The organism is Altererythrobacter sp. MTPC7 (assembly GCF_042851395.1).
GTDB lineage: Bacteria > Pseudomonadota > Alphaproteobacteria > Sphingomonadales > Sphingomonadaceae > CAJXSN01.
Genome location: NZ_BTGS01000005.1, coordinates 47,317 through 69,813, shown reverse-complemented (window position 1 = coordinate 69,813; position 22,497 = coordinate 47,317). Strand labels below are relative to the sequence as shown.

Below are 22,497 nucleotides of genomic sequence, written 5' to 3'. Positions count from 1 at the left end.
GGCCTCATTCGCCGCCCGCCTCCCCGGCAGCGCGGCCCATCAGGGCCAGGCGGGTCACGACGCGGTCGGCCACTTCCCCCGCCAGCCGCTCGAGCGCGGTCTGTTCGGCGGCGATGACGGCATATTCGCTCGACACCACGTCGATGCCGACATCGGACCCGGCCGTCGCGTCCAGCACGATGGTATCGGTCGCCGTATCCACGAGCTGGTAGCGCGCGCGAAGGGTGCGCCTCTCGCGCCCGATCGTATCGTCGCCCAGCAGGCCGAAGCCTTCCAGTTCGTCATCCAGCCGGACGTCGAGCCGGTAGCGCGCCACGCCGGTCCCGGCTTCGCCCGCGGACAGGCGATCGCGCAGTTCGTTCGCCACCAGCCACCCGGCGCGGCCCGGGATCGGTGCGACGTCGACACTGCCGAGGACTTGTCCGGCCGCACCCTGCGGTCCGCCTGCGTAAAGCGGTTGCAGGCTGCACGCGGGCAGCATGGAGAGTGCGACGAGGGCGGAAAGGAGCGGGGCGCTACGCATCAGGTGACGATATTCACCAGCCGGTCGGGAACGACAATGACCTTTCGGATCTCGGCCCCGTCGATCGAACGCTGCACGTTCTCGGACGCCAGCGCGAGCGCCTCCATCTCGTCCTTCGGCAGGCCCTTGGCAACGGTCAGCGTGTCGCGCAGCTTGCCCTTGTGCTGGACGGCGATGGTGACCTCGTCCTCGACCAGCATGGCTTCGTCGACCTCGGGCCATGCAGCCTCGGAAGCAAGCCCCTCGCCGCCGATCACCGTCCAGCCTTCTTCGGCCAGATGCGGCATCATCGGCGCGGTCAGCAGCAACAGGGCGCGGATCGCCTCGCTGCGCGTGGCGCTGGCATCGGCTTTCTCGATGGCGCTCGCCAGTTCGTAGATACGGGCAACCGCCTTGTTGAAGGACAGCGCCTCGATATCTTCGGCCACTGCGGCCACGGCCTGGTGCATCTTGCGCCCCAGCGCCTTGTCATTGCCGGTGGCGTCGGCGTCGTACTGGCCGAACAGCCGCCATGCGCGCTGGACGAAGCGCCAGCAGCCCTCGATCCCGCTTTCCGACCACGGCAGGTCGCGTTCGGGCGGACTGTCGCTCAGCATGAACCAGCGCACCGAATCCGCGCCATAGCGGGCGACGATCGTGTCCGGGTCGATGACGTTCTTCTTCGACTTGGACATCTTGATGACGCGGCCCGCGGTCACGGGCGCGCCGTCTTCCACGCGGATCCAGTCGCTGCCATCCTTGCGGACCTCGTCCGGCGACAGGTAGCTGCCATCGCCCAGCTGGTACGTCTCGTGCGTGACCATGCCTTGCGTGAACAGGCTGGAGAAAGGCTCCCGGAAGTCGATCAGCCCGATATGGGCCAGCGCGCGGGTCCAGAATCGGGCGTAGAGCAGGTGGAGGATCGCATGTTCGATCCCGCCGATATATTGCTCCACCGGAAGCCATTTCGCAGCCTCCTCGCGGTCGAACGGCTTGTCGTCGGGCTGGCTGGCGAAACGCAGGAAATACCAGCTGGAATCGACGAACGTGTCGAGCGTATCGGTCTCCCGCTCCGCCGCGCCGCCGCATTTGGGGCAAGTCGTCTGCTTCCAGGTGGGATGGCGGACCAGCGGGTTGCCGGGCGTCTCGAAATCCACGTCTTCAGGCAGTTCGACCGGCAGGCTTTCCTTCGCCACCGGCACGACGCCGCACGTGTCGCAGTGGACGAAGGGGATTGGGGTGCCCCAGTACCGCTGGCGCGATACGCCCCAGTCGCGCAGGCGCCAGACGGTCTTGCCTTCGCCCCAGCCGGCGTCTCGCGCGCGGGCAATGACGTCCGCCTTCGCAGTCTCCACGTCCATACCGTCGAGGAAGTCGGAATTGACGATCACCCCGTCGCCGGCCTCTGCCTCGTCGCCCATCGGCGCATCGGCCTGCGACGGGTCGGAGGCGACGACGCGGATGACCGGCAGGTCGTATTTGCGCGCGAACTCGATATCGCGCTGGTCATGGCCCGGCACGCCCATGACGGCCCCAGTGCCGTATTCCATCAGCACGAAATTGGCGATGAAGACAGGCAGCGGCTTGCCGGTGAAGGGATGCTTCGCCGTGATTCCGGTGTCGAAACCCAGCTTCTCGGCCGTTTCCAGGTCGGCAGCCGTGGTCCCGCCGCGCTTGCACAGCGCGATGAAGTCGGCCGCATCTTTGTTTGTCGCGGCCGCGGCCTGCGCGATGGGATGGTCGGGGGCGACAGCCACGAAGCTGGCCCCGAAAATCGTGTCGGGCCGCGTCGAATAGACCTCGCATTTCTCGCCGTTCGACAAGTCGAAGGCGAATTGCAGGCCTTGGCTTTTGCCGATCCAGTTTTCCTGCATCAGCCGGACCTTGTCGGGCCAGTTTTCCAGGCCATCCAGCCCGTCGAGCAGCTCGTCGGCGAAGTCGGTGATCTTGAGGAACCACTGGTCGAGCTTGCGCTTCTCGACCTCCGCGCCCGAACGCCAGCCCTTGCCGTCGATCACCTGTTCGTTGGCCAGCACTGTCTGGTCGACCGGGTCCCAGTTGACCGTCGCCTGCTTGCGATAGACCAGGCCCGCTTCATACAGGTCGATGAAAAGCGCCTGCTCGTGGCCGTAATACTCAGGCTCGCACGTGGCGAGTTCGCGGCTCCAGTCCAGCGCGAATCCCAGCCGTTTCAGCTGGGCGCGCATGTTGGCGATGTTGTCGCGCGTCCAGCCACCGGGATGCACGCCCTTTTCCATGGCAGCATTTTCCGCCGGCATCCCGAAGGCGTCCCATCCCATCGGGTGCAGGACCTCGTGCCCGGTCATCCGCTTGTAGCGGGCCAGCACGTCGCCCATCGTATAGTTGCGGACATGGCCGATATGGATGCGCCCGCTGGGATAGGGAAACATCTCCAGCACGAAGCTCTTGGGCTTGTCGCTGGCGGAATCGGCTTCGAAAATGCGCGCCTCGTCCCAGGCGGCTTGCCAGCGTGCGTCTGCCTGTCCCGGATCGAAGCGGGAAGGAGCGGCGTCGGTCATGGATTTGCTCCGGTAGGGGCGTTCGTGTGTCGGGGCAGCGGGGTGCGCGTGCAGCGAAGGGTCAGCCGACGGCCTGGCGGCGCAGTTCGCGGGCCTTGGTCAGGATGATGTCTTCCAGCTTCTGCACGGTGGCGGCCTGGACGGGCGCATCGACCCAAGTCCCGGCCTGGGCGACCTGCCGGCTGGCGGCGACCCGCAGGGCGTCGGCCCGCAGGTCCTGGTCGAGGATGGAAACCGTCAGCTTCACCCGCTCGCCCGCATTGCTGGGATTGGTGTACCAGTCGGTCACGATGACCCCGCCCGCGCTGTCGGCCTGCAGCAGCGGCGCGAAGCTCACGGTCTCGAGGCTGGCGCGCCAGAGATAGGAATTGACACCGATCGTGCTGATCTGCGCTGCGGCGAGGTCCGCCTCGGGACGGTCGTTACCGCCGGCACACGCTGCGAGACCCGCCAGCGAGGCGCCGATCACAGCGGCCTTGAGTGCGCGCGCAGCGCCCGTCTTTGCGGTAAGGTTGGCAATCGTCATGGCGGATATGGTGTCCCGGTCTTGTCGGTGAATCATCGATTAGGTGTCCTATAGCCCTGCCCTACAGTTTTGCCATCCCTCGCGGCAAGCCCGTCGCCCCGGCCTTGCGGAGGAGGGCCGCGCCGCGCGCGGGATGCGACAGCAGTGCAAGAGGAACCCATCCTGTGCCTGCCGCGTTTACGGCAACTGAATGGACGCGGCACGATGATTGCTCGCACAGGCCTGCGTGCTGTGGGCTTGGTGTCACACTTCGCGCCCAAGTTTCGTTCAGCTTGTGGAAAAACTGGCATTCATAGGAGTCGCACCGTAGTTTTCTTGTCAGCGGCGAGTCGGCCAAGTGCCCGGCAAGTCCGAAGAAACACAAGATTTCGTCCGGTTCCACCGGCGACAGGGGATCAGAGGATCATGATGCGCAGTGCATTTCGGCAGGCAATCCAGCGGGGCATCGCTCCGCTTGCCGTCGGTGCTGCCATCGTAGCGGTCCCGACGGCCGGCCTCGCGCTGGCGACGGTCGACCTGACACCTGCCGAACGCGTGGAACCTGCGCTGCCCTTCACCCCGGCAAGCGTCGATCCCGTCCTCGCAGAGCGGGTGGCAAACCGCTACGCCGCCGCGCGAAAGGCCATCCGGTTCACGCCGGCGGGCCGGGTCCAGGCCGAAGATCGCACGATCACCGTCGCCGTCCGTGTAGACGAGAGCGAAGCGCGCGCCATCTCGGTTCGCTCCGCCGTCGCGTCGGCGCAGGCCCAGCCGGGCCGCCGCACGGTCCAGGACATTGCACCGTCGCGTTTCGACCTTGGCATTTCGCGCGGCTATCAGAGCTTCGCCAAGCCTGCGACGAAGCTTTCGCCCGGCGTGGCCCGTGTCGAAATGCCCGACCTCGCCGAGTTCAAGCCGAAAGAAGGCAGCGCAGCCGACAGGCCGAGCCGGTTCCAGCCGCGCCTCTCGCTGGACAAGGACCAGCCCGTGGGCCGCGCCCCGCGCACGCTTGAATCGCAGGGCGAACAATCCGTCGAACTGGGCGGCAGCTTCCGCGTATCGCGCAATCTCGACCTGACGGCCGGCGTCCGCCTGTCGCAGGAACGCGATCGCCTCGCCCCGCTGACCGACGGGCTGGAAGACGACCAGTCGGTCTATGTCGGAACGCAGCTCCGGTTCTGACAGGCCGAGCCGTGGCGGCGCATGGGCTCCCCCATCTCCTTCAAAATACGTATGAACGATCCCGCCCCCCGTGGGATTTTCTTTGCCGCGAACCTCGCCTGACGTTACGTCAAGCGTGGGAGAGACCGAAGCAAGAGCGGCGAGGGATATCTGTATGGGAAAAGTTGCAATCGTCACCGGCGGCACGCGGGGCATCGGACGCGCTATCTGCGAGAGCCTGCGCGACGACGGGTTCACCGTGGTCGCCAATTACGGTGGCAATAACGAAGCCGCCCGGGCCTTCACCGACGAAACCGGGATCGCAGCCTACAAATGGGATGTCGGCGATCATCATGCCGCACAGGCAGGCTGCGAACGGGTGGCCGATGAAGTCGGCCCGGTCGACATCGTGGTCAACAATGCCGGCATTACACGCGACGGCACGCTGATGCGCATGAGCTATGACGACTGGGACGACGTCATGCGGATCAATCTCGGCGGCTGTTTCAACATGGCGAAAGCGTGCTTCCCCGGCATGAAGGAGCGCGGCTGGGGCCGGATCGTCAACATCGGATCGATCAACGGGCAGGCCGGCCAGTACGGACAGGTCAATTACGCCGCAGCCAAATCGGGCATTCACGGCTTTACCAAGGCGCTGGCGCAGGAAGGTGCGCGGTTCAACGTGACGGTGAACGCGATCGCGCCCGGCTACATCGACACCGACATGGTCGCCGCCGTGCCCGAGAACGTGCTGGAAAAGATCGTCGCCAAGATACCGGTGGGCCGCCTCGGCCAGGCGGAGGAAATCGCCCGCGGCGTCAGCTTCCTGTGCAGCGAGGACGCCGGTTTCGTCACCGGATCGACCATGAGCATCAATGGCGGACAGCACATGTATTGAACCGGTCGGCCTGCCGCATGCATACGGCATCGCAGCAGGCCGTGCAATTCGTGGTAGAGAAAGCGTCAGGTGAGGAAGTAGCCCACCACTTTCCACACGTCCCCTTCCTTCTCCAGCGTGACGTGCTCCGTAACCCCGTTGCGGTTGGCGAAATCGGTGCGGAAGCGGACCACTTGGTACCCGCCCGGCGGTGCGTTCAGGAACTGGACGCCGGCAAGCTTCCGTGCCGCAACGTCTCCGAGCGGAATACGCGCCATTTCGGAAGCATCCCGCCATGTCGCGACGGTGTTGGGTTCCTGGAACGCCTGACCTGCAGCGTCATAGCTTGCCTGCCAGTCCGACGCATCCACCAGTTCAAGCCAGTCACGAGCGGCTGTTTCGAGCACCGCGTCTGTCTCGCCCGCCTGGGACGACATAATTTCTTCGGAAGCGGGTTCATCGGCGAATGACCCGGCGGTAGCGAGGGCGATGGCGATGGCGAGAGTAATCATGACGAAGGCTCCTGCTGCCCGGATCAATGGCACCCGGGGCATGCGCTGGTCGGAATGACCGGCGTTCGATGGTTTCGCAGTCTGCGACTCAGCCTCATCCGGCACACCCCCCAAATCCTTGTCTGCAAAGTTTTCGGGGGCTGCCCGCTCATGTTCGCCCAGCAGCCTTGCCGCCTCCCGGCTGCTTGTTACTTCCAGCTTGCGCCGCGCGCAGCGCAGGCGATCGTTGATGGTATGGACCGACAGGCCGAGTTCGCGCGCCATCGACTTGGCGTCGTGGCCGCGAAGGATAAGCCGCAGCGTTTCCTTCTCCTTGCTGGTCAGGCTGTCGAGATCGGGTTGTGTCGCCATGCATTTGCAGGCGTATCAAGATTGAGCAAAGCCGCCCAGCCCAAAAATTACGTGGTGCGATTGGGTGTAGCGGCCCTAGGGTACCCGCATGGCTGCGCCCTATCATCCGCCTGTGAAACGTTCGGTCGAGATCGCCGGGCACAAGACTTCGGTCAGCTTGGAACCGCTGTTCTGGGATCTCGTTCGCGCAGCAGCGCAGCGGCAGGGCGTCCCGCTCAACGCGTTGATAGCGCGCATCGATGCGGAGCGTCTTGAAGCGGAGGCGCCGACCGGTCTTGCCGGGGCCATCCGCCTGTGGGTCACGGCCGACCTCGCGGGCCGGCCGTGACCGGTTTCGCTAATTCAACTCGGGGCGCGGCCCGCGTAGCTCAGTAGTTGGCGGGCGGATCGCTGGCCGGGAACGTCTCGTCCAGTTCCTCGTCCGTCTTGGTCCATTTCTTCTTCGGCTTGTCGCCCATCGCGCCGGGGCCGGCATCGCGGTGCTGACCTTCTGGCTGGCCGTCGGCGAAAGCGACGCCGTTTTCGTCGAACTCGGTGTTTTTCTTGCCGTTCTTGTCACTCTTGTCGGTCATAGCCTTGTATCCCAGATAGCCGAGCGCTCCGAGAATAGCGGTTCTGAGCAGTGCCATAGTGCATCTCCTGTGCGCCGTGATTGTCTATGGCTTTCCAACGGACAAGAGGCGGGAAGGGTCCGCAAAAAAGACGCGCGTCAGTCGTCCACCCGCTCAATATCCGCGCCGACCAGCTGCAGCTTCTCTTCCAACCGCTCGTAGCCGCGGTCGAGATGGTAGATGCGCCGGACCTGCGTTTCCCCCTCGGCGGCCAGGGCGGCAATGATCAGGCTCATCGAGGCACGAAGATCGGTCGCCATGACCTCTGCGCCGGTCAGGCCTACCGGGCCCTTCACGATGGCCGTGCGCCCTTCGGTCTCTATATCCGCGCCCATGCGGGCCAGTTCGGGCACGTGCATGTAGCGGTTCTCGAAAATCGTTTCCTTCAGCACGCTGGTGCCTTCCGCCTTGCAGAGCAGGCTCATCAGCTGCGCCTGCATGTCGGTGGCAAGGCCCGGGAACGGCGCGGTGGAAAGGTTCGTCGCCTTCAGCGGTCCGTTCGCCGCGATGCGGATGCCGTTCTTTTCCTCCGTCACCTCCACGCCGATATTGCGCAGCGCGTGATTGGTCGACTGCATGTCCCTGGCATCGGCGCCGTCCAGGAAGACCTCGCCGCCGGTAATCGCCGCAGCGCAGGCATAGGAGCCCGCCTCGATCCGGTCCGGCATCACCTTGTAGGTGGCACCGTTCAGTTTCCTTACACCGTGAATGGTCAGGTCCGACGTGCCGATGCCCTCGATCTCGGCACCCATCGCGACCAGCAGGTTGCACAGGTCGACGATCTCCGGCTCGCGCGCTGCGTTGAAGAAACGGCTGGTGCCGTTTGCCAGCACTGCGGCCATGACGGCGTTCTCCGTCGCGCCAACGGACACGACGGGGAAATCGAACTCCCCGCCCGGCAGCCCGCCATCGGGAGCGGTCGCCTTCACATACCCTTGCGCCAGCTCGATCTCGCCGCCGATCGCTTCCAGGGCCTTCAGGTGGAGGTCGATCGGGCGATTACCGATCGCGCAGCCGCCGGGCAGCGATACCTTCGCCTCGCCCATGCGGGCCAGCATCGGGCCGAGCACCAGGATCGATGCGCGCATTTTCCTGACGAGGTCGTAGGGCGCGACCGTGCTGGTGATGTGGTTCGCCTCGAACGTGACGACGCGCCCGAAATCCTCGGGACGCTTGCCCCTGATGCCGGTCGCGATGCCGAACTGCGTCATCAGGTGCTGGAACCCGTCGATATCCGCCAGCCGCGGCAGGTTGCGCAGCGTCAGCGGCTCTTCCGTCAGCAGGGCGCAGGGTATCAGCGTCAGCGCCGCATTCTTTGCGCCGGAAATGGGAATCTTGCCCGAGAGGCGATTGCCCCCGCGAATAATCAGTTTGTCCATGCAACAGCCCCTAGCCCGTTTCGTGCGCCGCGCAAATCGCGGAACCGCGCACCCTCGTCACACAATCGCAATGACAGCGCCGCAATTGCGTTCCGGACCCGCGCAGCCTAGCAAAAGACCATGACCCAGGACAAAACCACGCACAAACCCGTCAAGAAAGCCGTCTTCCCCGTGGCGGGGCTGGGCACGAGGTTCCTGCCAGCGACCAAGGCGATCCCGAAGGAAATGCTGCCCATCGTCGACCGTCCGCTGATCCAGTATGCGGTGGACGAGGCGCGCGAGGCCGGGATCGAGCAGATGATCTTCGTGACCGGGCGCGGCAAGACCGCAATCGTCGAGCATTTCGATGTCGCCTACGAACTGGAAGACACGATGGGCGAGCGGGGCAAGGATCTCGGCGTCCTGGAATCCAGCCGTTTCGTCCCGGGCGACATCATCACCGTGCGCCAGCAGGTGCCGATGGGCCTCGGCCATGCGATCTGGTGCGCGCGCGCCATCGTGGGCGACGAACCCTTCGCCATCTTCCTGCCGGACGAGCTGATGGTCGCGCACAAGGGCAGCACCGGCTGCATGAAACAGATGGTCGAGGCCTATGACCGCACGGGCGGCAATTTGATCAGCGTGCTGGAAGTGCCAGAGAACGAGGTTTCCAGCTACGGCGTGATCGATCCCGGCGCCGTGGACGGATCGCTGACACAGGTGAAGGGGCTGGTCGAGAAACCCGCCGTGGCCGATGCGCCGTCGAACAAGATCATCTCGGGCCGCTACATCCTGCAGCCGGAGGTCATGCGCGTGCTGGAAGACCAGGAGAAAGGCGCTGGCGGCGAAATCCAGCTGACCGACGCGATGGCGAAGATGATTGGCGACCAGCCGTTCCACGCCGTCACCTTCGAAGGGCGCCGCTTCGATTGCGGCAGCAAGACCGGCTTCGTCGAAGCGACCCTCGCCCTCGCCCTCGAGCGCGAGGACATGGGGTCCGACGTGCGCGCGGTCATGGAGCGCCTGCTGGGCTGACGCCCGATCTCGCGACTTTTCTGGTAGCGGGATCGAAGCCTGGCAGGGCTATTCGACGGGGTTTTTCCCGCCCTTGGGGCCTTTTTCGGATCGAACCGGCTTTGACCCGGCGCTGCCGACCGAACCGCTGGATTGTTTCGCCACCGACTTGCCTTCGTCAGCAAGCTGCTCTGCTGCTTCGGACGCCCGGTCCGACAAGTCGTCCAGAGCTTCCATAACTGCATCGGTGCCACCGTCCTTCGCCGCATCGCGGACCAGCCCGTTAAGGCTGGAGCCGTCGAGCCCGAGTTCCTTCATCAGCCCGTCCAGCACCGGCGCCTGCGCCCGGTACGCCAGCGCCGCGCTCACGGCATCGGTCGCAAGATTGCCACTGCCGTTGCCGTTCATGGCCGTGCCGGTCCCGCCGGGCTTGCCGCCACCATTCGTAAGTCCGTCGACCTGCACGATCTTGATCGAATCGATGGCTTCCATCGGCTTGGCGCTTTCGCGAATGACTTCCGGCAGCACCTTGAGGAGGGCCAGCTTGGTCTGCAGCGAGATCTGGTCCATCGACAGGATGTTCGCTGCCTCGTTGATCGCGCGCTGACCCGCAGCTTCGACCTCGAAGCGGACGCGTGCCGCCTCCGCCCGGAGCTTCTCGGCTTCCGCCTCGCCTTCTGCTTCGCGGCGCTGCGCTTCTGCACGGTTCGAAGCGGCTTCCTTTTCTGCTTCCGCCTCGACTTTCACACCGATGGCTTCACGTTCGGCCTGCTTCGACGCTTCGATCAGTTCGATACGCTTCATACGTTCGGCCACTTCGGTTTCACGGCTGGTCGCGACCTGTTCTTCGGCAGCGACGGCCTTCGCGCGAGCCTCGTCCGCATCGGCCTTGGCCTGACTTTCCTCACGCGATTTGTTCTGCACCGCGATCTGCTGTTCCTGGCGCGCGATTTCGAGAGCGCGCTGCTGGTCGATCCGCGCTTCCTCGACCAGGCGGTCGGCTTCGATCTGCTGCGCGTCGACTTTCTTCTTCGCCTCGATCCGGGCGGCGTCGGCTTCTCGGGTCCGTTCGGCCTGTTCGCGCGCGATTTCGGAGCTCTGTGCAGCTCGCCGCACCTCGACCTCGCGCTCCTGCTCCAGCCGCGCATATTCGGTGTCGCGGTTGATCTGGAAGGTTCGCTCCGCAGCTTCCAGGTTCTTGGTTTCCATCTGGACGCGCGTATCCTGCTCGATATCGTTACGCAGTTTCTTGCGCGCTTCGATCTGCTCGGTCAGCTTTGTAAGGCCTTCGGCATCGAAGGCGTTGTTCGCGTTGAAATGTTCGATGCTGGTCTGGTCGAGCCCGGTCAAGGAGACCGATTCGAGTTCGAGACCGTTCATCGACAGATCGTTCGACGAAACCTGCTGTACCTTTTGCACGAAATCGGCGCGCTGTTCGTGCAATTCGTTCATCGTCATGCCGGCCGCCACGCTGCGGAGCGCGTCGACGAATTTGCCTTCGACCAGATCCTTGAGCATTTCGGGTTGCATGGTCCGCTGGCCAAGCGTCTGCGCGGCCATCGCGATTGCTTCGCCATCGGGTTTGACGCGGACGTAGAATTCGGCCTTCACGTCGATCCGCAGTCGGTCGAGCGTGATCAGCGCTTCCCCGTCACGCCGCACAACGCTCAGCACCAGCGTGTTCATGTTCACCGGCATGGTTTCGTGAAAGACCGGCAGCACCAGCGCGCCGCCGTTCATGACGACCTTCTCCCCGCCGACACCGGTTCGCACGAAGGCAATCTCTTTCGAAGCACGGCGATAGAGCCGCGTAAGCGCAACCAGCACGATGATGACAAACAATACGACCGCGCCAACGGGTATCGCCATTTCGATGAGACTGTTCATTATTCCCCCTTCAAACCTCAATTGACCGGCGAAAGACGGCGGTCTGCCAGCGCAGTCGCGTAGAAAGTATTGCCGTCGCGGCGAACAAGCAGGATGTGATCGCCGGAGCGAAATTCGCTGCCCTGTTCATGCGGTTCGACCATCACGAAATGCGCCTGTCCGTGAATGTCACGAACTTTTGCGCGTGCGGGAAAGCCGCTTCGCGCGGTACCGTCGGTGATCTGCGCGCGCCGCCCGACAAGACTTGCCGTGCTGACTGCGCTTGTCTCGTCCTGCGGCAGGATCGCGCCGAGCGGCCGGGACAGGACGCCGGTCGCGGGCAAGGTCCCGCCCATGGCAATAAGGGCCGCAAGCCAACGGTTTAGGGGGCTGCCCGTCAGGTTTTCCGACAACAGCTGAAGGCTCACTCCAACGCCTGCAAACAAAATCAAGAACAAGGCAAACCAGATGGTGAGGGGCAACCGATTCATCCCGATCAGGCTGAACAGCCCGTCGACAAGGCCCGGCGATATGGCCGCATCCCCGTCGATGTCGCCGCCGGGATCGAAGTCCGCGTCGCCGCCGAACATATCGGCGAGCCCGACCACCTGCACTATGCCGAGAATCAGCATCAGCACCAATGCCGCGGCGAAGGGCATGTTGTGCGGTTCCAGTAACGTCATAGCCCCTTCCCCTTCAACCGCCCCCTGCGGTTTTGGCAATTCACCCGAGGCGAGCCATTGCGGCCCGTTCGTCGCCTCTGGCAAATCATACGACCAAGCGGCACTCCTATGCAAAACGACAAGTAAAGGTAAGGGGCTTAACGAGTGTTTGCGTAGTCTTCGCGCAGTTCCCGCTTGTAGAGCTTGCCATTGGCTTCGCGCGGAAGGTCGGGGCGGAACTCGAAGATTTTCGGCATCTTGATCCGGGCGATCTGCGGCGCGAGATAGGCCCGCAATTCCGCCTCCAGCGCGCCCTTGTCGCAGCCGGGATCGACCGGCTGGACCACGGCGACCACCTTTTCGCCCATATCGTCGCACGGGGCACCGATGACGCCGGCATCCATCACACTGTCATGCGCTATCAAGAGGTTCTCGATCTCCTGCGGGTAGATGTTGACCCCGCCGGATATGATCATGTGGCTTTTGCGGTCGGTCAGGAACAGCCAGCCCTCCTCGTTCACATGACCGATATCGCCCAGCGTCATCCAGCCCTTCGGATGCATCGCCTCGGCGGTCTTTTCCGCGTCGTTGTGATAGGTCGGGATCTTGTCGTTCTCGAAATAGAGGACGCCGTCCTGGCCGGGTGGCAACTCCTCCCCATCGGGACCGCAGACATGCAATATGCCGTGGAGAGCGCGACCCACCGTGCCAGGGTTCTGCAGCCAGTCCTCGCTCTTCACCAGCGTCATGCCGATGCCTTCGGACCCGGCGTAATATTCGACCAGGATAGGACCCCACCAGTCGATCATCGCCTGCTTGATCGGGACCGGGACCGGGGCTGCGGCATGGATGGCGCGCTGGTGCGAAGACAGGTCGTATTTCTGCCGGACGCTTTCCTCCAGGCGAAGGAAGCGCACGAAATGCGTTGGCACCCACTGGCTGTCCGTGACCTTGAATTTCTCGATCAGCGCCAGCGCGTTTTCGGGATCGAACTTCTCCATGATCACGATGGTCCCGCCAAGGCGGTGGACCGTGGTGCACCAGCCCATCGGCGCTGCGTGATAGAGCGGCGCGGGGCTCAGATAGACCATGCTGCCGTCGGCCGGCATGCCCACGCCCATGACGGCGAGGCCGACCAGCGGGTTGACCGCCTGCACGTCCGGATCGTCCGGCGGCGCGGGCATGATGCCCTTGGGCCTGCCGGTCGTGCCCGAACTGTACAGCATGACAACGCCTGCCGACTGATCGTCTATCGGCGTGGCGGGCTGCTGCGCCAATGCGTCCTGCAGGTCCTCTGCGTCCCCGCTGCCCAGCACCAGCACCTCGCAATCGGGACAGGCCTCGCGGATGGCGGGCAGGCGGTCGGCGAAGGCGGGGGTCGTCAGCAGCAGCTTCGCGCCCGCATCCTGCATGATGTACGAAATCTCTGGCGCGGCGAGCCGCGTGGAAATCGGCACCGTCATGGTGCCCGCGCGCTGCGATCCCCAGACCAGTTGCAGGAACAGCGCATTGTTTTCCATCAGGAGCGCGAAGCTGTGACCGGCCTCCAGCCCCCGGCTCCTGAGCAGATGGGCGAAGCGGTTCGCGGCGGCGTCCATCTCTCCATAGGTGACGGTCTCACCGCTGCCCCCCATGATGATGGCGGGGTGGTCTGGGCGTGCCTGCGCATGTGTTATCGGGTGCATGTTCTCTCTCCTGCCAACCAGTTCTAATTGGCAACCCATATCGGGCAAGAGAAAACGCGGGCGGCGGCTCGGCAGAAGGGTGTCGTACAATGACCAGCATCAAAAAAGGCGACGAACCGGCACATGGCCCGTTCGCCGCCCATTCAAGGGTTTCCTGGTGGCAGGTACCCTCATCCGCTTCCAGCGGAACTGTAATTGGTGATGCTGCTATCCTGCCCGAGGCAGAAATTCAGGCCCGAAAGGCGGTCGAACCTGCGCCGAGCGCAGGCGTTGGCCGCGAGTTATTGGCCGCCCTGGCCGCCCTTGCCGGTTGCGAGAGCGAAAGCCTGCTGTGCTTCGCTTTCCACCATGTAGGGCATGGGGTTCACGGCCTTGCCATCGATCCGCACTTCGTAATGCAGGTGCGGGCCGGTGGAGCGGCCGGTCGAACCGACATAGCCGATCAGCTGGCCCTTCGTCACACGCTCGCCAGCGGAGACTTCGATGCCCGACAGGTGGGCAAAGCGCGTTTCCATCGAGCCGCCATGGTCGATCTTGATGAACTTGCCATAGCTGGAGAACCAGTTGGCGCGTTCCACCAGGCCGTCTGCCGTGGCGTAGACCGGCGTGCCGGTCGGCGCGGCAAGGTCAATGCCGTTATGCTTCCGGCGCCCACCCACGACGGGGTGGGTGCGCATTCCGTAGCTGCTGGTCAGCCGCGAATTGTCGAGCGGCATGCGCGAGGGAACCGAAACGGAAACGACCGGAGGCGGAGCCGTCGGCGAACCCGCATCGCGGGATTTCCACTGCGCGAAAAGGTTGGCGAATTGCTGGTCGCCCTGCCCCAGGGGGGAGGCGACAACGTCCGCGGCTTCGTCGATTTCGACAGCAGCGGCGCTGGAAGAATTCGCCATCGCCGGTGCGGAAATGCCGAGACCCAGAGCCCCGCACACGGCAAAAACTTTAGAAACGATCTTGCGATCCATCATAAAACGACCCGTCCATTTTCCAGCCCCCGCAGCGTTCTTCGCCGTCTTATCGGGCCCCCGATCCTGCCCCGGGAACCTTCCCGGCGCTTGTTGATTATGAGTTATGTCGGGAAAGATTTACGACGCAATAGCGGCATAGAAGTCCCGCGACAGACCGGCTGCGAGACGCGCCGAGTCGTTGAACGGTGCCTGAATCCGGCCCGCGAAGTTTACCCTTACCAATTCCTGCCACAAAAGATTCGGCGCAATTCCGCGGCTTTCGGCCTGCCGGGCGAAATGCTTCGTCCCGAATCCGACATGGGCGATTTCGTCGTCAAGAATGCGCGACAGGATGCGCGCACCGTTGTCGTCGCCCTGCGCGCGAACGCGTTCCAGCGTGGCAGGCGTCACGTCGAGGCCCCGCGCCTCCAGCACCATAGGCACCACGGCGAGCCGCGCTTCCACATCGTGCGCCGTGTCCTGCGCCGCCTGCCACAGCCCGTCATGCACCGGCAGCGCGCCGTAACACGAACCGAGCGACCGCAGCTTTCTCTGCAGCAGCGCGAAATGCATCGCCTCGTCCGCCGCGACGCTAAGAAAATCGTCGGCAAACTCGCGGCCGGCCTCTTCCCCGAACCGCCCGACGATATCGAGCGCGAGGTCGATGGCGACGAATTCGATATGGGCAAGCGCGTGCCACAGGGCGAGCCGCGCCTTGCCACCGCCCTTTCCGCGCCGGGGCATCTGCGAGGGCGCACGAAAATCGAGATCCGCCGGCCAGGCGGGCCTGTCGGGCATGGCAACGTCGAAACGCCATTCGAGCGCGCCGCGCCGCCAGCGCCGCACGAGATCGCGGGTGGCAAAGCACTTCGCACGCGGGTCCGCCGTCAGCAGGGCGGCACGGATGGCGGCTGCGATCGTGGTCATCGGCTGGGGCGTGCCAGTTCGCGGGCTCAGAGCGCCTGCGCGGCGGCCAGCACTTCGGATGCGTGGTCCTTCACCTTCACCTTGGGCCAGATCTTCGCGATCGTCCCGTCGCGGTCGACCAGCACGGTGGTGCGCACCATGCCCATGAAGGTTTTCCCGTACATCTTCTTCTCGCACCAGATGCCCAGCGCATCGGAAAGGCCGTCTTCCTCAGCGTCCGTGGCAAGGTTCACCGTCAGATCGTGCTTGGCGATGAAATTCTGGTGTTTCTTGGCCGAATCCTTGCTCACCCCCAGCAACGCCGTGCCCGCTTTCAGGAATTCGTCCTTCAGGGCGGAAAAATCCTTTGCCTCGGTCGTGCATCCCGGCGTGTTGTCGCGCGGATAGAAGAACAGGACCAGCTTCTCCCCTTCATATTGCGAAGGGCGGATGGTGCCGCCCTCCGGCGTTTCCATCGCGATGTCGGGAATCTTGTCGCCAGCGTCTGCCATCAGTCTATCTCCAGTGTCGTGCCGAGGAATCGGGACCAGCCCTCGGCGACGCAATGGCGTGCCCGGTCCAGCGATTGCAAGAGGTCCGATGGGCTGGCGGCATTGCATGCGCCGGCCAGCGCCTCGGCCCGCGCATCGTCGGGCATGGCTGCATCGGGCGCGAGCAGCCGCATGGCGACGATGGCCCGGCCAAGAATATCGTGCGCCTCCATCAGGCCGTCGGGCAGCAGGCCCGCCTGCGTCAATTCCCTGATCGCCGTCCATAATTGCGGCGAAAGACCGGCACCGTGGCGCAATTGCTGGTGGTGGATCAGGAATTCGAGGTCGACCAGCCCCCCGCGCAGCAGCTTCGCATCGAGAGGACCGCGCGCAGGCTTGGCCGCAGCCATGTCCGCCCGCATCTTCAGCACGGCATCGCGCAATTCGCCGGGATCGCGCGGCATGGTGAGCGCAGCGGCCAGTTCCGCTTCCACGGCCTCGCGTGCGGCGGGCGACCCGGCAACGACCCGCGCCCGGGTCAGGGCCATGTGTTCCCACGTCCACGCGTCTTTCTGCTGGTAGCGGGAGAAGCTGTCGAGGCTGACGGCGAGCGGCCCCTGCACGCCCTGTGGCCTCAGCCGTGTGTCCACCTCGTAAAGAGCGCCGGTTGCCGTGGGCACGCCGAGCGCGGCGGCGACCCTCTGGGCCAGCCGGTTGTAATAGAGCGTCGCGCCCAGCGGCTTTTCGCCGTCGCTTTCGACCTGGAAATCACCGGTGAACAGGAACACAAGGTCGAGGTCAGAGGCATGGGTCAGCGCGCAGCCACCCAGCCGGCCAAGGCCCAGCACTACCAGTTCACTGTCAGGAATGCGCCCGTGGCGAATAGCGAATTCCTCGCTCGCCATCGCAACCGCGCGGCGCACGGCAGCTTCGGCCACGCGGGACAGGCCGGCAGCGATTTCCAGCGGATCATGTGCGGACTCGATCAGCTGGACGCCCATGGCAAAACGCTGTTCGGACGTGACGGTCTGCAGCCTGTCCAGCGCCCGCTCGTAATCGGTCCCGGCAGGCGGCGTCATGGCCGCTTCCACCGACGCGGCATCGCCCGGTAGGTCGAACGCGGTGCGATCGATCAGCGCATCGAGCAGGGAGGAAGAGCGCGCCAGCCGGTCCGCCAGGGGCGGGGCCAGCGACAGGATGCGCAGCATCTGTTCCAGCAGGCCGGGCCGCGCCTCCAGCAGGCGGAACAGGTTGATGGCGCTGGGCAGGGTGGCGAGCAGTTTCTCCCACCGCAGCAGGGCCTCGTCCGGTTCGGGCGTCGCGGCAATGGCTTCGAGGAAGGACGGCAACAGGGACCGGAATGCCTTTTCCGCAGCACTGCTGCGCAAGGTGCGGTACCGCCCGTCGAGCCAGCCCTCGACCCGGTCCTCCATGCGTTTCCGCTCTGCAGGCTCCAGCGTGTCGACCTGCCGGACGGCGTCTCTTGCGCCGGGCGGCGGGGCGTCGGCCGCGCCGCCCCCGACCCGGTCGAGTAGCGTGTCGAACAGGGCGCCGACCCGCGCGGTATGGGCTGTCAGGTCCGCAACCAGCGCATCCGCGCCATCCAGCCCGTCGAGCTTCGCAATGCCTGCCAGCGCCTCTCCGTGCGGCAGGGAGTGGGTCTGGCGGTCCTCGACCATTTGCAGGCGATGCTCCACCGTGCGAAGCCTGCGATAGGCCTCTGCAAGCGCATGCGCGTCGTCTGCCGGAACGAGCTCCTCCGCCACCAGCGCATCCAGCGCGTCGAACAATCCGCGTACGCGCAAGGCCGGCCTGCGCCCCCCATGGATCAGCTGGTGCGTCTGGACAAAGAACTCGATTTCCCGGATGCCGCCGCGGCCCTGCTTCAAATTGTAGCCCGGCCCAGGTTCGCGCGGGCCGTCATGCTTGGCCCGGATGCGGCGGGTGAGCGCGCCGATCTCTGCGATGGCACCGAAATCGAGGCTCCGACGCCAGATGAAGGGGTCGATCGCGGCCAGGAACGCCTCGCCCGCCGCAATGTCGCCCGATGCTGCACGTGCGCGCAGGAAGGCGGCCCTCTCCCACGGAAGGGCGCTGCTTTCGTAATGGGTCAGCGCGGCATTTTCCGGAATGGCGAGCGGGCTGACCTCGGATGCGGGCCTCAGGCGCAAATCGACGCGAAACACGTATCCCTCAGCCGTATTGGCCGACAGCAATTGCACGATCTCGCGCGCATAACGCTGCGCCGCTTCCCCCGGCTCTTCGCGGCGGCGGCGGGGAAGGGTTTCGGGGCGGTAAAGCAGGATCGGGTCGATGTCGGAGCTGTAGTTCAGCTCGCGCGCGCCGTGCTTGCCCAGCGCCAGCGCATAAAAGCCTGCCCTGCCCGGATCCTCCGCATCGTCCACCCGGCGCTTGATCGCCGCAACGATTGCGCGCGACAAGGCGTCGTCGGCAAAGGCGGACAGTTCGCCTGTCACGGTTTCGAGGTCGAAAGCCCCGGCAAGGTCCCCGATGGCCAGCACCAGCGCCAGGCCCAGCCTTTCGCGGCGCAGGGCAACGCCTGTCTCCTGCCCTTCCCCGCTTTGCCTTGCCCGGGCCAGCGCGCCAGTGCCTTCGCCAGCGGCCAGCATCTCGGCAAGATCCGGCCGTCTGTCGAGCGCGCGCGCGAGGAAGGGGGCGTGGGCCCGCGCCCGGTCCAGTGCTGCATCCCAGTCGGCCATGGACCTGCCCTGCCTTCGCACCGCGCGCCTTGCAATGGCGCGATGTGCCGGAACGCTTGCCCAAAGGGATTGCCTTTGCGAAAAGCGGCGGCATTGGAACGCCTTCGAGAGACGGGATACCCTGATATGAAACGCCTTTGCCTTGCCGCCGCTGCGGCCTTTGCCCTTGCAGGCTGCGACCAGTTGCCGGACGACATGTCGACGGTCAGCGATGCGCTCGACATCCCGGAAATTGCCGATGGCGATATCTCGCAGGAAACGATGGTCAACGTCACGCGCGAGCTATCGTCCGACGAATTCGAAGGCCGGATGCCGGGCACGCCCGGGGGCGAGAAAACGGTCGCCCTGCTGATCGAGGAATTCCGGAAAGCCGGCCTTGAGCCGGGCAATAACGGCGAATGGGTGCAGGACGTCCCGCTGGTCGAGATCACCGGCAAGGACTTCGCCCCCCTCACCATCACCGATCCCGACGGCGATGCGGCGAGCGACATGACGCTGCAATTTTCCACCGACTGGGTCGGCGTGTCCTACAAGGAAAACGTCGAAACGAACCTGGAAGACAGCGAGATCGTCTTCGTTGGCTACGGCATCGATGCGGCGGAGCGCGACTGGAACGATTACGAGGGCGTCGACATGACGGGCAAGACCGCCCTTATCCTCGTCAACGACCCCGATTTCAGCAGCGACAGCCTGGAAGGCACGTTCGGCGGCAAGGCGATGACCTATTACGGGCGCTGGACCTACAAATACGAGGAAGCCGGCCGCAAGGGTGCTGCCGCCGCCCTGATCGTGCACGATACGGAGCCTGCTTCCTATGGCTGGAATGTCGTCGAAAGCAGCTGGTCCGGCCCGCAGGCCTATGCCCAGCGTGGACCGAACGCGCCGCAGATGACCGACATGAACGGCTGGGTGCAGAAGGATGTCGCCCGCCGCATTGTCGAGGCTGCCGGACAGGACTTCGATGCGCTGGTGGAAGCGGCGAAGAAGCCGGACTTCACGCCTGTGCCGCTCGGCCTGTCGGTCTCGACCTCGTTTCGCAACGACATCCGCACCTATTCCTCGCAGAACGTGATCGGCATCCTGCCGGGCACGGAGCGGCCGGATGAATACGTGATCCACACCGCGCACTGGGATCACCTGGGCCGCTGCACGCCTGCACCCGATGGCGACGACATCTGCAACGGCGCGGTCGACAATGCGACCGGCACCGCGGCGCTCGTCGCCCTGGCGGAGGCACAGGCGAAAGCGGGCGCGACAGCACGCAGCCTTGTCTTCCTGGCCGTGACGGCAGAGGAACAGGGGCTGCTGGGCGCGGACTATTACGCGGCTAACCCGGTCTTCCCGCTCGCCCAGACGGTCGGCGGGATCAACATGGACGCATTCCAGGTTGCTGGCCCGGCGAAGGATGTGACCGTGGTCGGCCCGGGCAAGTCGCAGCTCGACGCCTTCCTCGAAGCGGCGCTCGAGGCCGATGGCCGTGTCGCCACCCCCAACCCCAAGCCGGAAGCCGGCTATTACTACCGGTCCGACCACTTTGCCTTCGCCAAGCGCGGGGTACCGATGCTCTATATCGATGGCGGGGAAGACCTCGTGGAAGGCGGACGCGAGGCGGGCGCTGCCGTGGCGAAGGACTATACCGAGAACCGCTATCACGGGCCGAAGGACGAGTTCAACGAGGACTGGGACTGGTCCGGCGTGATGGGCGATCTGAACCTGTTCTACCGCCTCGGCCGGATGATGGGCATGAGCACCAGTTGGCCGAACTGGAACGATGGCGACGAATTCCGCGCCACCCGCGACGCCGATTGCGAGCGGAGCGAGACTGGCTGCTGACCGGCGACGGGGGAAGGCGGAGCATGTCGGCAGGACGTGCCGTGACCATGCCGCCCGAATGGGCGCCGCAGGACTGGCTGTGGATCGGCTTTCCCCACGACGGTGAGGAATGGCCCGGCATCCTGCCGCGCGCTCAGGAGCAGATTGCCGCCTTCGCCAACGCCGTCGCGGATAGCGGGCAGGAGGTTCGCCTGCTGGTCCGGGACGACGCCAACCGGCAACGGGCCCGCGCATTGGTATCGGACAAGGTCGTGCTGGAAAGCCGCGCCTATGGCGACATCTGGCTGCGCGATACCGGCCCGCTCGTCCGCGCCGACGGTTCTGCCCTGCGCTGCCGCTTCAACGGGTGGGGCGGGAAATACCTGATGGCGGGCGACCAGACGATCGGAGCGCGGCTCGCCCGCGATGCCGGATTGCCGGTGGTGACGGGCGACTGGGTCTTGGAAGGGGGCGCCATCGACACGGACGGATCGGGCACGGTGCTCACGACCGAACAATGCCTGCTCCATCCCAATCGCAATCCGGACCTGTCGCGCAGCGACATCGAGACAAGGCTCGCCCGCGATCTCGGTTTCGGCCGCGTGGTGTGGCTGGGCGACGGGCTGGTGAACGACCACACGGACGGCCATGTCGACAATCTTGCGCGTTTCGTCGGTACGGGCCGCGTCGTTTTGCCGCAAGCGACCGGACCCGGCGATCCCAATTCAGCCATCTACGACGATGCCGCCGCCCGGCTCGAGGCGGCAGGACTGGACCTCGTTCGCATTCCCTCGCCCGGCAGGATCGAGCGCGACGGACGGATCGAGCCGGCAAGCTACGCCAATTTCGCGATAACCACGCATCTGGTCGTGGTTCCGACATTCGGCTCGGCACATGACGAAGACGGGGTTGCGGCCATCGCGGCGCTTTTCCCGGACCGCCGGACGATCGGCCTGCCCGCCGACGCTGTCCTGGCAGGCGGCGGCGGTTTCCATTGCGCCAGCCAGCAGATGCCGACCCTGTCCGCGGGGGTTGATTAAGGACCTGTTAGCTTCCGGCGACCACAATCACCGCCATGGCAAAGGCACTCATCCTGAAGGCACGGCCCGTCGCGCCCGCTTTGCACGAAGCAGCGCGCATGGCCATCGTCTATGGCTGTGCCTGTGCGCTGATCCTGGCAGGCACCATCTGAGGTCCTGTCGGCAGCGCAGTCTGCCTGCCTAGCCCAACAGCTTGACCAGGGCCGCAGCAGCGGCGGCGAACAGGGCGAACGCGACGAAGCTGCGCCATACCGGGTCGCTGACCTTGCCGAACGCCTTTGCGCCCAGCCAGTTGCCGACCAGGACCGCAGGGAACAGCAGCAGCGCCAGGATCGCCAGCCGCCATTGCAGCACACCGATGGCAAGACCCGCGCCCAGCCCGGCGAGTGCGGCGATGGTGAAGATCAGCAGCATGGATGCCTTGGCTATATGGCGCGGAATGTGCCGCCCCACGTAATAAGGCACGACGGGCGGCCCCGGCATCCCGGCGAAACCGGTCAGCAGCCCGCTCGTCACGCCGACCGCGCCTGTCGCCAGCGGGCCGGGCACGTCGGCCGCGCGGGTCGGCAGCAGGATGGCGAAGAAGGCCGAGAGGGCCACCAGCGCGATCAGGAAACGAGCGAGATCGGGTGGCGTCGCGGCCAGCAGGACCAGCCCCGGCGCAGTTGTCAGCACCACGATGCCGCCGATGACCAGCGCGCTTTTTTCCGCATCGCGCAGGATTTTCCGGATTTCTGACAGGCCGATAAACAGGGCGACGAAATTTGTCGCCAGCACCGCCTCGACCGGCGTCAAGGCCAGCGCCAGCACCGGCACCAGGAGGATGGCGAGGCCGAAGCCCGCCAGTCCGCGCACGAATGCGGCGACGAACGCCGTCGCCAGGGCTGCGGCGACCTGCACCGCGGTATAGCCTGCCAAGAGTTCCACCTGTCCCGCG

20 protein-coding genes are annotated in these 22,497 nt (G+C 65.2%); 6 read left to right on the top strand and 14 right to left on the bottom strand.

The window, feature by feature from the left end:
• Positions 1-4: 4 nt before the first annotated feature.
• The 3 genes from lptE to ACGHJ7_RS05815 all read right to left on the bottom strand — a co-directional run bounded on the left by lptE (position 5) and on the right by ACGHJ7_RS05815 (position 3,568).
• On the bottom strand, positions 5-526 hold the full coding sequence (gene lptE, locus ACGHJ7_RS05825; RefSeq protein WP_390475604.1) for an LPS assembly lipoprotein LptE: 522 nt from the start codon (positions 524-526) through the stop codon (positions 5-7).
• Positions 523-3,042 (bottom strand): leucine--tRNA ligase, encoded by a 2,520-nt coding sequence (gene leuS, locus ACGHJ7_RS05820; RefSeq protein WP_390475348.1) that lies wholly within the window; start codon positions 3,040-3,042, stop codon positions 523-525. Before leuS ends, lptE begins: the two co-directional genes overlap by 4 nt.
• 61 nt (positions 3,043-3,103) lie before the next feature.
• On the bottom strand, positions 3,104-3,568 hold the full coding sequence (locus ACGHJ7_RS05815) for a DUF3576 domain-containing protein (protein ID WP_390475602.1): 465 nt from the start codon (positions 3,566-3,568) through the stop codon (positions 3,104-3,106).
• A gap of 405 nt (positions 3,569-3,973) precedes the next feature.
• Between ACGHJ7_RS05815 and ACGHJ7_RS05810 the strand changes: the two genes are divergently transcribed.
• Both ACGHJ7_RS05810 and phbB read left to right on the top strand, forming a co-directional pair.
• On the top strand, positions 3,974-4,729 hold the full coding sequence (locus ACGHJ7_RS05810; RefSeq protein WP_390475347.1) for a hypothetical protein: 756 nt from the start codon (positions 3,974-3,976) through the stop codon (positions 4,727-4,729).
• A gap of 154 nt (positions 4,730-4,883) precedes the next feature.
• On the top strand, positions 4,884-5,606 hold the full coding sequence (gene phbB, locus ACGHJ7_RS05805; protein WP_390475345.1) for an acetoacetyl-CoA reductase: 723 nt from the start codon (positions 4,884-4,886) through the stop codon (positions 5,604-5,606).
• A gap of 65 nt (positions 5,607-5,671) precedes the next feature.
• Here phbB and ACGHJ7_RS05800 read toward each other — a convergent pair whose 3' ends face one another.
• On the bottom strand, positions 5,672-6,448 hold the full coding sequence (locus tag ACGHJ7_RS05800) for a DUF4019 domain-containing protein (RefSeq protein ID WP_390475343.1): 777 nt from the start codon (positions 6,446-6,448) through the stop codon (positions 5,672-5,674).
• 88 nt (positions 6,449-6,536) lie between these two features.
• On the opposite strand from ACGHJ7_RS05800, the gene ACGHJ7_RS05795 reads away from it, so the two are divergent.
• Positions 6,537-6,776 (top strand): ribbon-helix-helix domain-containing protein, encoded by a 240-nt coding sequence (locus ACGHJ7_RS05795; RefSeq protein ID WP_390475340.1) that lies wholly within the window; start codon positions 6,537-6,539, stop codon positions 6,774-6,776.
• A 40-nt stretch (positions 6,777-6,816) separates the two neighbouring features.
• Here the strand turns inward: ACGHJ7_RS05795 and ACGHJ7_RS05790 are convergent, their stop codons facing one another.
• Together ACGHJ7_RS05790 and murA are read right to left on the bottom strand one after the other, a co-directional pair.
• Positions 6,817-7,077, bottom strand: coding sequence for a hypothetical protein (locus ACGHJ7_RS05790; protein WP_390475337.1), 261 nt, complete (start codon positions 7,075-7,077; stop codon positions 6,817-6,819).
• A gap of 80 nt (positions 7,078-7,157) precedes the next feature.
• The gene (gene murA, locus ACGHJ7_RS05785; protein WP_390475334.1) at positions 7,158-8,438 is read right to left on the bottom strand and encodes a UDP-N-acetylglucosamine 1-carboxyvinyltransferase; all 1,281 of its coding nucleotides are present in this window, start codon (positions 8,436-8,438) and stop codon (positions 7,158-7,160) included.
• 120 nt (positions 8,439-8,558) lie between these two features.
• On the opposite strand from murA, the gene galU reads away from it, so the two are divergent.
• The gene (galU, locus tag ACGHJ7_RS05780) at positions 8,559-9,452 is read left to right on the top strand and encodes a UTP--glucose-1-phosphate uridylyltransferase GalU (protein WP_390475331.1); all 894 of its coding nucleotides are present in this window, start codon (positions 8,559-8,561) and stop codon (positions 9,450-9,452) included.
• A 48-nt stretch (positions 9,453-9,500) separates the two neighbouring features.
• On the opposite strand, the gene ACGHJ7_RS05775 is transcribed toward galU, so the two are convergent.
• The 7 genes from ACGHJ7_RS05775 to glnE all read right to left on the bottom strand — a co-directional run bounded on the left by ACGHJ7_RS05775 (position 9,501) and on the right by glnE (position 18,708).
• Positions 9,501-11,300 carry a flotillin family protein gene (locus tag ACGHJ7_RS05775; RefSeq protein ID WP_390475600.1) on the bottom strand — a complete coding sequence of 600 codons (1,800 nt, stop codon included), beginning with the start codon at positions 11,298-11,300 and terminating at the stop codon, positions 9,501-9,503.
• 35 nt (positions 11,301-11,335) lie between these two features.
• Complete coding sequence (locus ACGHJ7_RS05770) at positions 11,336-11,980, bottom strand: YqiJ family protein (protein WP_390475328.1); 645 nt, start codon at positions 11,978-11,980, stop codon at positions 11,336-11,338.
• Positions 11,981-12,117: 137 nt separating this feature from the next.
• The gene (locus ACGHJ7_RS05765) at positions 12,118-13,644 is read right to left on the bottom strand and encodes an acyl-CoA synthetase (protein ID WP_390475325.1); all 1,527 of its coding nucleotides are present in this window, start codon (positions 13,642-13,644) and stop codon (positions 12,118-12,120) included.
• 281 nt (positions 13,645-13,925) lie between these two features.
• Positions 13,926-14,612 (bottom strand): M23 family metallopeptidase, encoded by a 687-nt coding sequence (locus tag ACGHJ7_RS05760; protein ID WP_390475322.1) that lies wholly within the window; start codon positions 14,610-14,612, stop codon positions 13,926-13,928.
• A gap of 117 nt (positions 14,613-14,729) precedes the next feature.
• Positions 14,730-15,518 (bottom strand): ferritin-like domain-containing protein, encoded by a 789-nt coding sequence (locus ACGHJ7_RS05755; RefSeq protein ID WP_390475319.1) that lies wholly within the window; start codon positions 15,516-15,518, stop codon positions 14,730-14,732.
• Between the two features lie 26 nt (positions 15,519-15,544).
• Entirely contained in the window at positions 15,545-16,009 is a 465-nt protein-coding gene (locus ACGHJ7_RS05750) for a peroxiredoxin (RefSeq protein WP_390475317.1), read from the bottom strand.
• A complete protein-coding gene (gene glnE, locus ACGHJ7_RS05745; RefSeq protein WP_390475316.1) occupies positions 16,009-18,708 on the bottom strand; it encodes a bifunctional [glutamate--ammonia ligase]-adenylyl-L-tyrosine phosphorylase/[glutamate--ammonia-ligase] adenylyltransferase in 2,700 nt (899 codons plus the stop codon). The genes ACGHJ7_RS05750 and glnE overlap by 1 nt, the downstream gene beginning before the upstream one ends.
• A gap of 126 nt (positions 18,709-18,834) precedes the next feature.
• Here glnE and ACGHJ7_RS05740 point away from each other — a divergent pair, with 126 nt between their 5' ends.
• Together ACGHJ7_RS05740 and ACGHJ7_RS05735 are read left to right on the top strand one after the other, a co-directional pair.
• Positions 18,835-20,541, top strand: a complete 1,707-nt coding sequence (locus ACGHJ7_RS05740) for a M28 family metallopeptidase (RefSeq protein ID WP_390475313.1) — start codon at positions 18,835-18,837, stop codon at positions 20,539-20,541.
• A 23-nt stretch (positions 20,542-20,564) separates the two neighbouring features.
• Positions 20,565-21,560, top strand: a complete 996-nt coding sequence (locus ACGHJ7_RS05735; protein WP_390475311.1) for an agmatine deiminase family protein — start codon at positions 20,565-20,567, stop codon at positions 21,558-21,560.
• A 180-nt stretch (positions 21,561-21,740) separates the two neighbouring features.
• On the opposite strand, the gene ACGHJ7_RS05730 is transcribed toward ACGHJ7_RS05735, so the two are convergent.
• Complete coding sequence (locus ACGHJ7_RS05730; protein ID WP_390475309.1) at positions 21,741-22,487, bottom strand: TSUP family transporter; 747 nt, start codon at positions 22,485-22,487, stop codon at positions 21,741-21,743.
• Between the last annotated feature and the right edge of the window lie 10 nt (positions 22,488-22,497).

Excerpts from the sequence above, each read along its gene's own strand:
- galU (WP_390475331.1), top strand. The coding sequence starts at position 8,559 with ATGACCCAGGACAAAACCACGCACAAACCCGTCAAGAAAGCCGTCTTC.
- ACGHJ7_RS05775 (WP_390475600.1), bottom strand. The coding sequence starts at position 11,300 with ATGGCGATACCCGTTGGCGCGGTCGTATTGTTTGTCATCATCGTGCTG.
- ACGHJ7_RS05815 (WP_390475602.1), bottom strand. The coding sequence starts at position 3,568 with ATGACGATTGCCAACCTTACCGCAAAGACGGGCGCTGCGCGCGCACTC.
- ACGHJ7_RS05750 (WP_390475317.1), bottom strand. The coding sequence starts at position 16,009 with ATGGCAGACGCTGGCGACAAGATTCCCGACATCGCGATGGAAACGCCG.
- phbB (WP_390475345.1), top strand. The coding sequence starts at position 4,884 with ATGGGAAAAGTTGCAATCGTCACCGGCGGCACGCGGGGCATCGGACGC.
- ACGHJ7_RS05810 (WP_390475347.1), top strand. The coding sequence starts at position 3,974 with ATGATGCGCAGTGCATTTCGGCAGGCAATCCAGCGGGGCATCGCTCCG.
- ACGHJ7_RS05800 (WP_390475343.1), bottom strand. The coding sequence starts at position 6,448 with ATGGCGACACAACCCGATCTCGACAGCCTGACCAGCAAGGAGAAGGAA.
- ACGHJ7_RS05735 (WP_390475311.1), top strand. The coding sequence starts at position 20,565 with ATGTCGGCAGGACGTGCCGTGACCATGCCGCCCGAATGGGCGCCGCAG.
- ACGHJ7_RS05755 (WP_390475319.1), bottom strand. The coding sequence starts at position 15,518 with ATGACCACGATCGCAGCCGCCATCCGTGCCGCCCTGCTGACGGCGGAC.
- ACGHJ7_RS05795 (WP_390475340.1), top strand. The coding sequence starts at position 6,537 with ATGGCTGCGCCCTATCATCCGCCTGTGAAACGTTCGGTCGAGATCGCC.
- ACGHJ7_RS05790 (WP_390475337.1), bottom strand. The coding sequence starts at position 7,077 with ATGGCACTGCTCAGAACCGCTATTCTCGGAGCGCTCGGCTATCTGGGA.
- leuS (WP_390475348.1), bottom strand. The coding sequence starts at position 3,042 with ATGACCGACGCCGCTCCTTCCCGCTTCGATCCGGGACAGGCAGACGCA.
- ACGHJ7_RS05765 (WP_390475325.1), bottom strand. The coding sequence starts at position 13,644 with ATGCACCCGATAACACATGCGCAGGCACGCCCAGACCACCCCGCCATC.
- murA (WP_390475334.1), bottom strand. The coding sequence starts at position 8,438 with ATGGACAAACTGATTATTCGCGGGGGCAATCGCCTCTCGGGCAAGATT.
- ACGHJ7_RS05740 (WP_390475313.1), top strand. The coding sequence starts at position 18,835 with ATGAAACGCCTTTGCCTTGCCGCCGCTGCGGCCTTTGCCCTTGCAGGC.
- ACGHJ7_RS05770 (WP_390475328.1), bottom strand. The coding sequence starts at position 11,980 with ATGACGTTACTGGAACCGCACAACATGCCCTTCGCCGCGGCATTGGTG.
- glnE (WP_390475316.1), bottom strand. The coding sequence starts at position 18,708 with ATGGCCGACTGGGATGCAGCACTGGACCGGGCGCGGGCCCACGCCCCC.
- ACGHJ7_RS05760 (WP_390475322.1), bottom strand. The coding sequence starts at position 14,612 with ATGATGGATCGCAAGATCGTTTCTAAAGTTTTTGCCGTGTGCGGGGCT.